Raw genomic sequence first — 7740 nt, 5'->3', positions numbered from 1 at the left:
CGTACTTGCAGCGTGTCCCGCACCCCCGCCCGTACCCGCCCCAAGCGACAAGGCAACGCACTCGCGCGGCTCTGCAACAGCGGGCCCCGCAGATGGGCGAAGAACCTTTTTGCCTTCCGGCAACGCTTGTTCGTCGCAAACCACGCGCACCACGTAGCCCGGCCCGCAACGCTCTGGCACGATGCATGCCACCATCGCCCGGACCGATCCATGATCGCGCGTCTCCACGTTTCGCTGTTGGCACTACCGCTGCTCTCCATCGGCCTGGCCGCGCACGCCGCACCTGCCGCACCCGCGCGCGGGTTCGATGTGGTGCATTACAGCGTGGCGCTGGTGCCCGACATCGCCGCCAAGCGCATCGAAGGCCAGCAACGCCTGCGTTTCAAGGCCGAACAACCGCTATCCACGCTCACGTTGGATGCCGGCGCGCTTGAGATCACCGCCGTCAGGCAGGGCGATCGCGCGCTGGCCTTCCGGCAGGCCGACCAGCAGCTGCAGATCACCCTGGCCACGCCGCTTGCGCCTGAGGCAGTCGCCGAACTGCAGATCGCCTATACCGGCAAACCTGCGTTCGGCCTGGTGTTCGCGCCCGAGCGCAGCGAGGTCTACACCCTTTTTTCCACCAGCCAATGGATGCCCTCGGTGGATGCGCCCCACGAGCGCGCCACGCTGGACCTGTCGCTGACCCTGCCGCCCGGCCTGCAGGCCACCGGCACCGGGCGCAGCCTGCCCGCGCGCACGCTGGCGGACGGGCGCATCGAACACCGCTGGCAGCTGGACACGCCCATGCCGGGCTACGTGTACGGCTTTGCCGCCGGCCGCTACCAGCAGGCCACGCAACAGCATGGCGCGATTCCGCTGCGCTTCCTGTCGGTGGATCGCACTCCGGCGCAACTGCGCACGGTGTTCGCGCGGACCGGCGACATGCTCGATTTCTTCGCCGCCCGCGCCGGCCTGCCGTATCGCGGCGAGTACCAGCAGGCGCTGGTGGCGCAGACCATCGGCCAGGAGATGGCCGGGGTATCGCTGATGTCCGAGGCCTACGGCCTGGAAGTGATCGAAGACCCCGACCAGATCGGCCTGATCGCCCACGAAGCGGCGCACCAGTGGTGGGGCAACCGGGTCACCTGCGCCAGCTGGCAGCATTTCTGGCTCAACGAAGGCTTCGCCAACTTCATGACCGCCGCCTACCTGCAGCAGGCGCAGGGCGAGGCCGCCTACCAGGCGCAGGTACAGCGCTGGCGCACGCGCCTGGACACGCTGCGTGGCAAAGGCGCCGACCACGCGCTGGTCTACGCCGATTGGGATGCGCCCAGCGGCGATGACCGCGCCGTGGTGTACCAGAAGGGCGCCTACGTGCTCCACCTGCTGCGCGAGGAATTGGGCGAGGACGTGTTCTGGCGCGGTCTTCGCGCCTACACCCAGGCCAACGATGGCCGCGCGGTGGTCACGGCCGATTTCCAGCGCGCCATGGAAGCGGCGGCCGGGCACTCGCTGCAGCCGTTCTTCGATGCCTGGGTCTACAGCGCGCCCAGCCAGGCGTAACCGCGCTGCCAAACGCGCAGGCAGACGTGCGGCCCAGCGCCGGCGTCACCCGGCCAGCGGGTAACGCCCGCGCGCCTGCTCAGTGGGCCGCGGCCGGGGGCAAGCCAAGGTCCAGCGTGGGCATCAGCGACGCAGCCGGCGGGGCCTCCATCGGCTGCCCCAGCGCCGCCAGCGCGGATTGATAGGCCTTGTAGGTGGCCGCGTTGTAGGCCACCAGGATGATGCGCCGCGGTTCGCGGTGCGAACGCTGCCAGGCCACCGTTTCGGTCGCCGCGATCTGCGCGGCCTGGTGCAACGGATAGCCGAACACGCCGCAACTGATGGCCGGAAAGGCGATCGAGTGCAGGCCCAGCTTTTCAGCCAGCTGCAGCGACTTCCAATAGCAGTTGGCCAGCAGCGCCGGCTCATCGCGGTGGCCGTCCTGCCAGACCGGGCCGACGGTATGGATGACGTGCCGGGCGGGCAGGGCATGGCCGGCGGTGGCGCGCACCTCGCCGGTGGGGCAACGCATGCCCGGCCGGATCTGCGGCAGCGCCTCGCACTCGGCCAGCAGGCCGGGGCCGGCCGCGCGATGGATCGCGCCGTCCACGCCGCCGCCGCCGAGCAGGGATTCGTTGGCCGCATTGACGATCGCATCCACCGCCAGGGTCGTGATGTCGCCCTGCCACACTTCGATCTTCATGCGTACCACTCCTGACTGAAACCGGGTCCATGCAACGGGATGCCACCTGTGTCCTGCACGTTACGCGGCAGGAGGTCTAGGGTGTGTCATCGTCGTCTCAGGCAGTGCGACCCGGCGTGCACCGCCCTGCCTTCACACGATGCGGGGCGCCGGCTTCACCGCAGATGAAGGTGATGACGACACCTGAATGCGACAACGCCCACCAAGGGTGGGCGTCGGTGCATGCCTGCCGATCAACGGCGCGGTCAGGGCAGACCGGCCAGCCAGTCGTCGTCGGAGCCTTCGTTGATGTCGGCAAACAACGGCGTGGAGAAGTAGCGTTCGCCGGTGTCCGGCAGCATGGCCAGGATCACGCTGCCCGGCTCGGCGCGGGCGGCGATGTCCAGGGCGCTGGCCACGGTGGCGCCGGCGGAGATGCCCACGAAGATGCCTTCTTCCGCCGCCAGGCGGCGCGAGGTCTCGATGGCGCGTGCGTCGTCGATGGTGAGCAGCTCGTCGTAGACGTTGCGGTTGAGCACCTCCGGCACGAAGTCCGGGGTCCAGCCCTGGATCTTGTGCGGCTTCCATTCCTCGCCCTTGAGCAGGGCCGCGCCGGTCGGTTCGGTGGCCACGATGCGGGTCTCCGGGCGGGCCACCTTGAGCACCTCGCCGACACCGGTGAGGGTGCCGCCGGTGCCCCAGCCGGTCACGAACACGTCCAGCCGCTGGCCGGCGAAGTCGCGCAGGATCTCCGGGGCGGTGGTGTTGCGGTGATAGGCCGGGTTGGCCGGGTTGGCGAACTGGCTGGCCAGGAACCAGCCATGCTCCTGGGCCAGTTCCTTCGCCCGGCGCACCATGCCCGACCCGCGCTCGGCGGCCGGGGTGAGGATCACCTTGGCCCCGTAGGCGCGCATCAGCTTGCGGCGCTCGATCGAGAAGGTTTCCACCATGGTGGCGACGAACTTGTAGCCGCGCGCAGCGGCCACCATCGCCAATGCCACCCCGGTGTTGCCGGACGTCGCTTCCACGATGGTGTCGCCGGGCTTGAGCAGCCCGCGCGCTTCGGCGTCGAGAACGATCGCCAGCGCCAGGCGGTCCTTGACCGAGCCACCGGGGTTGAACGACTCGACCTTGGCATACAGGGTGACGTGGTCGGGGGCGATGCGGTTCAGGCGCACCACCGGGGTGTGGCCGATGGTGTCCAGGATCGAGTTGTAGAGGGCCATGGGATGCTCCGAGGAAGTCCGTTCACCGCGCCGGGGGCGGCTCCGCCAGACCGTAGCCGTGGCATATGCCACCGGGAAATGACCTGATACCCTTCTTAAACAACATTTGGTTATAAGCTGGTGACGGCAATTGCCCTACAGTCGGATTGCCCTTCCTTTGCCTGCCCTGCCGCACGCCCATGACGCTGACCCAACTCCGTTATCTGGTGGCCATCGCCGACGCCGAGCTCAACATCACGCTGGCGGCGTCGCGCGTGCATGCCACCCAGCCCGGCCTGTCCAAGCAGCTCAAGCAGCTGGAGGATGAGCTGGGTTTCCTGCTGTTCGTGCGCAAGGGCCGCAGCCTGGAGGCGGTGACCCCGGCCGGGGTGGAGGTGATCGGCCGCGCCCGCGCGGTGCTGTCCGAAGCCAACAACATCCGCACCTACGCGGCCAACCAGCGGCGCGAAAGCCAGGGCCAGCTGATCCTCACCACCACCCACACCCAAGCGCGCTTCGTGCTGCCGCCGGCCGTGGCACGCATCAAGCAGGCCTACCCGCAGGTGAGCGTGCACCTGCAGCAGGCCGCCGAAAGCGATGCGCTGGACCTGCTCAGCCAGGGCGATGCGGATATCGCCATCATTTCCACTGCCGGTGCCGAGCCCACTGCCGGCCTGGCCATTCCGCTGTACCGCTGGCGGCGGCTGGTGCTGGTCCCGCGCGGGCACGTGCTTGATCGCCCGGGCGCGGCACCGGACCTGCAGGCGCTGGCCACCCAGCCGTTGATCAGCTACGAATCCTCCACCCGGGGCAGTTCCTCGCTGCAGCGCGCCTTCGCCGGCGCCGGGCTGACCCCGGACATCGCGCTGACCGCGCTGGACGCGGACCTGATCAAGACCTACGTGCGCACCGGGCTGGGCGTGGGCCTGCTGGCGGAGATGGCGGTCAATGCCAGCGACGACGACCTGCGGGCATGGCCGGCCCCGGCCCCGATCGACGAGTGCATCGCCTGGGCGGTGCTGCCGCGCGACCGGGTGCTGCGCGATTACGCGCTGGAACTGGTGCACGTGCTGGCCCCGCAGATCGACACCCGCGACCTGCGCCGGGTGATCGATGGGAACCAGGCCGCCAACTGGCCGCTGCCGCCTACTTGGGAGTCGCTTACGCAGACCATCACCGTCTGAGGAGCGACGGTGATGGCCTCGCATTCCTCCTCTACCCCGCGCCGGTGGCGCGCCCCGTGTCCCTGATGCGTTGCATCAGGGCCATATGCATTCCTCCTCTACCCCGCGTACCCCGCGCCTTCGGCGCGCCCCCTTCAACAGAAGGGGGCTTTTCTCCAGTTGGTGGGCTTGGGCGGTTGGGATAGCGCACAGCGGATCGCGGATCGCGGTGCGGGGCTTGGGCGGCTGCGACGGTTCGTCGCACGGGCTGGGGTGGGGGCGGGTCTACACTAGGGGGGTGAACCGTCGCCGCCGCCTGTTTGCCGTTCTGTTGCAGCTCGCCTTCGTGGCGACGCTGCTGATGGCGCTGGCGCCATTGGTGAGCCGCTGGCAGCAGGCGCGTGCTGAGATGCCGCTGATGGTGATGCCCTCGGGGATGACGCACATGATGCCGCCGCCGGCGGCCGACGCGCACGCCGGGCATGCGATGGGCGGGTTGCACGCGCACCACGCCATGGCGATGGAGGGGATGGCCATTCCCGCGGACGAAATGGCCGACCACGCCGGGCACCGCGCCGCGCATGATGCGCCTGCGCCATCGGCGCCGCCGCTGCAGGACGCGCATGCCGGCCATGGCGAGGCCTGCGAATACTGCATGATGGCCTCGCGGCTGATGCCGTGGCTGGCAGTGCTGATGTTGTTGCTGCCGGCGCTGCCGGTGGTCGCCCCGATCGTGCTGCGCGCGGTGGCTCGCCCGCGCAGCCTGCGCTGGGCGGCCCACGCCGCCCGCGGCCCGCCCCTGAACGCCTGAAACCGCCGCCTTCATCCTCCTGCTGCGTGACGCCGAGACGGCGCCGCGCACCTGTGCGTTTTCCGGAGTTCCACCATGAACGTTTCTTCCCGCAGCGCGGGCGCAGCGACGCGCCTGTCTGTTTCCCTGTCCCTTGCGCTGGCCGCGTTGCCGCTGCACGCCGCCGATCGTGAGCGTGACACCGGGCGCGCGACCGCGCAGACCCTGGACACCCTGGTGGTGACCGCCAGCGCGCCGTCCTCGCCGCTGCACTGGGTCACCGACCCGCGCCTGCCGCGCCAACCGGTGCCGGCCAGCGACGGCGCCGACTACCTCAAGACCGTTCCCGGTTTTGCCGCCATCCGCAACGGCGGCACCAATGGCGATCCGGTCCTTCGCGGCATGTTCGGGTCGCGGCTGAACATCGTCAGCAACGAAGGCAACCTGATCGGCGCCTGCCCGTCGCGGATGGACAACCCGTTGTCCTACATCGCCCCGGAAACCTTCGACCGGCTGACCATCATCAAGGGGCCGCAGAGCGTGCGCTGGGGCGCGGGCGCTTCGGCCGGCACGATCCGGTTCGAGCGCGATACGCCGCGTTTCGACGCCCCGGGGATCGACCTCAACGCCAGCGCCCTGGTCGGCTCGCGCAACCGCAACGACCAGGTCCTGGACCTCACCGCCGGCGCATCGCAGGGCTACGTGCGGGTCAACGGCAACCGTTCCGAGGCGGACGACTACAAGGACGGCAACGGCGAGGTGGTGCCATCGAAATGGCGCAAGTGGAACAGCGACGTGGCCGTGGGCTGGACGCCCGATGCCGATACGGTGCTGGAGCTGTCCGCCGGCACCGGTGATGCGATCGCGCGCTACGCCGGGCGCGGCATGGATGGCGCGGCGTTCAGGCGCACCAGCTATGCCGCGCGTTTCGAGAGGGACAACCTGCCCGGCGCGTGGGACAAGCTGCAGGCCAACGTCTACTACAACGACGCCGACCACCTGATGGACAACTACACCCTGCGCACGCCCAACCCGGACAGCGCGATGCCGATGCCGATGGCCGCCAACGTGGACCGCCGCACCACCGGCGGGCGGATCAGCTCGGAATGGCGCTGGCAGGCCATCGCCATCGTGGCCGGCCTCGATGCCCAGGACAGCCGCCACCGCAGCCGCAGCGGCATGGGGCGCAATACCTACCGGCAGCAACCCTGGTCCACCGACGCACGCTTTGAGAACCTCGGTGCGTTCACCGAGATCACCCTGGGGGAAGGCACTGCCCAGCGCTGGGTGGGCGGGCTGCGCCTGGACCGCGCGGAAGTGACCGACGCGCGTGCCGGCAGCGGGATGATGGGGATGCCCAACCCGACCGCGGGGCAGCAGCGTCGGGAGGACCTGGGCAGCGGTTTCGTGCGGTTCGAACGCGATCTGTCTCCGTCGCTGACCGGGTATGCGGGCATCGGCCACAGCGAGCGCATGCCCGATTACTGGGAGCTGTTCTCGCCGGACATGGGGCCGATGGGCGCGGTCAACGCGTTTGCGGGCATTGCGCCGGAGAAGACCACGCAGCTCGATATCGGCCTGCAGTACCGCACCACGCGGCTGGACGCGTGGGTGTCGGCCTATGCGGGGCGGCTGCAGGACTACATCCTGTTCCGCTACATGGATGGGGGCATGATGGGCAGCATGAGCCAGGCCAGCAACGTGGATGCGCGGATCGCCGGCGCGGAGGCGGGCGCGACCTGGACCGTGGGCACGCAGTGGAAGCTGGGTGGCACGCTGGCCTATGCGTGGGGCCAGAACCGCAGCGACGGTACACCGCTGCCGCAGATGCCGCCGCTGGAAGCGCGGCTGAGCGCAAACTGGCAGGGCGAACGCTGGGGCGTGGGTGCGCTCGGCCGTGCGGTGGCCCACCAGCACCGCGTGGCCGACAACCAGGGCAACGTGGTCGCCCGCGACCTGGGCCCGAGCGCGGGCTTCGCGACGCTGGCGCTCAATGCGAGCTACCGGATCAGCGAGGCGCTGCAGCTCAGCGCGGGCATCGACAACGTGTTCGACCGGGCCTACAGCGAGCACCTGAACCTGGCCGGCAGCGCCGATTTCGGCTTCCCGGCCGATCCGGTCCGGATCAACGAGCCGGGCAGGACCGCGTGGATGAAGGTGAATTACCGGTACTGACGGGGATGCTGTCTGCTTGAGAAGAACGCCTCGGTTTCGTCAGGAATCGGGGCGTTTCTTTTGGCTCTTCCTCCATCTGCGGGACAACGCCTTGCAACGGCTCGCGAGTGCAGCGCCCTACGTGTGAGGGCGGGTACGGGCGGGGGTGCGGGACACGCTGCAAGTACGTCCATGTAAGCTCCTTTTGCGCCATCCATGGCG

At 69.4% G+C, this 7740-nt stretch carries 6 protein-coding genes; 4 read left to right on the top strand and 2 right to left on the bottom strand.

The annotated features are described in order from the left end of the window. The first annotated feature begins 210 nt into the window (after positions 1-210). On the top strand, positions 211-1545 hold the full coding sequence (locus RSA25_RS18175) for a M1 family metallopeptidase (protein WP_332810233.1): 1335 nt from the start codon (positions 211-213) through the stop codon (positions 1543-1545). Positions 1546-1624: 79 nt separating this feature from the next. Here the strand turns inward: RSA25_RS18175 and RSA25_RS18170 are convergent, their stop codons facing one another. After that, the gene (locus RSA25_RS18170; RefSeq protein WP_332810232.1) at positions 1625-2227 is read right to left on the bottom strand and encodes an O-acetyl-ADP-ribose deacetylase; all 603 of its coding nucleotides are present in this window, start codon (positions 2225-2227) and stop codon (positions 1625-1627) included. A 245-nt stretch (positions 2228-2472) separates the two neighbouring features. Next, a complete protein-coding gene (cysK, locus tag RSA25_RS18165; RefSeq protein ID WP_332810231.1) occupies positions 2473-3432 on the bottom strand; it encodes a cysteine synthase A in 960 nt (319 codons plus the stop codon). Positions 3433-3611: 179 nt separating this feature from the next. On the opposite strand from cysK, the gene RSA25_RS18160 reads away from it, so the two are divergent. The 3 genes from RSA25_RS18160 to RSA25_RS18150 all read left to right on the top strand — a co-directional run bounded on the left by RSA25_RS18160 (position 3612) and on the right by RSA25_RS18150 (position 7539). After that, positions 3612-4595, top strand: coding sequence for a LysR family transcriptional regulator (locus tag RSA25_RS18160; RefSeq protein WP_332810230.1), 984 nt, complete (start codon positions 3612-3614; stop codon positions 4593-4595). A 277-nt stretch (positions 4596-4872) separates the two neighbouring features. Then, entirely contained in the window at positions 4873-5385 is a 513-nt protein-coding gene (locus RSA25_RS18155; protein ID WP_332810229.1) for a DUF2946 family protein, read from the top strand. A gap of 75 nt (positions 5386-5460) precedes the next feature. Further along, positions 5461-7539, top strand: a complete 2079-nt coding sequence (locus RSA25_RS18150) for a TonB-dependent copper receptor (RefSeq protein WP_332810228.1) — start codon at positions 5461-5463, stop codon at positions 7537-7539. The last annotated feature ends 201 nt before the right edge of the window (positions 7540-7740 follow it).

The organism is Stenotrophomonas sp. (assembly GCF_036662295.1).
Lineage (GTDB): Bacteria > Pseudomonadota > Gammaproteobacteria > Xanthomonadales > Xanthomonadaceae > Stenotrophomonas.
The sequence above is the reverse complement of the archived record's forward strand: the minus strand, read 5'-3'. Positions and strand labels throughout refer to the sequence as shown.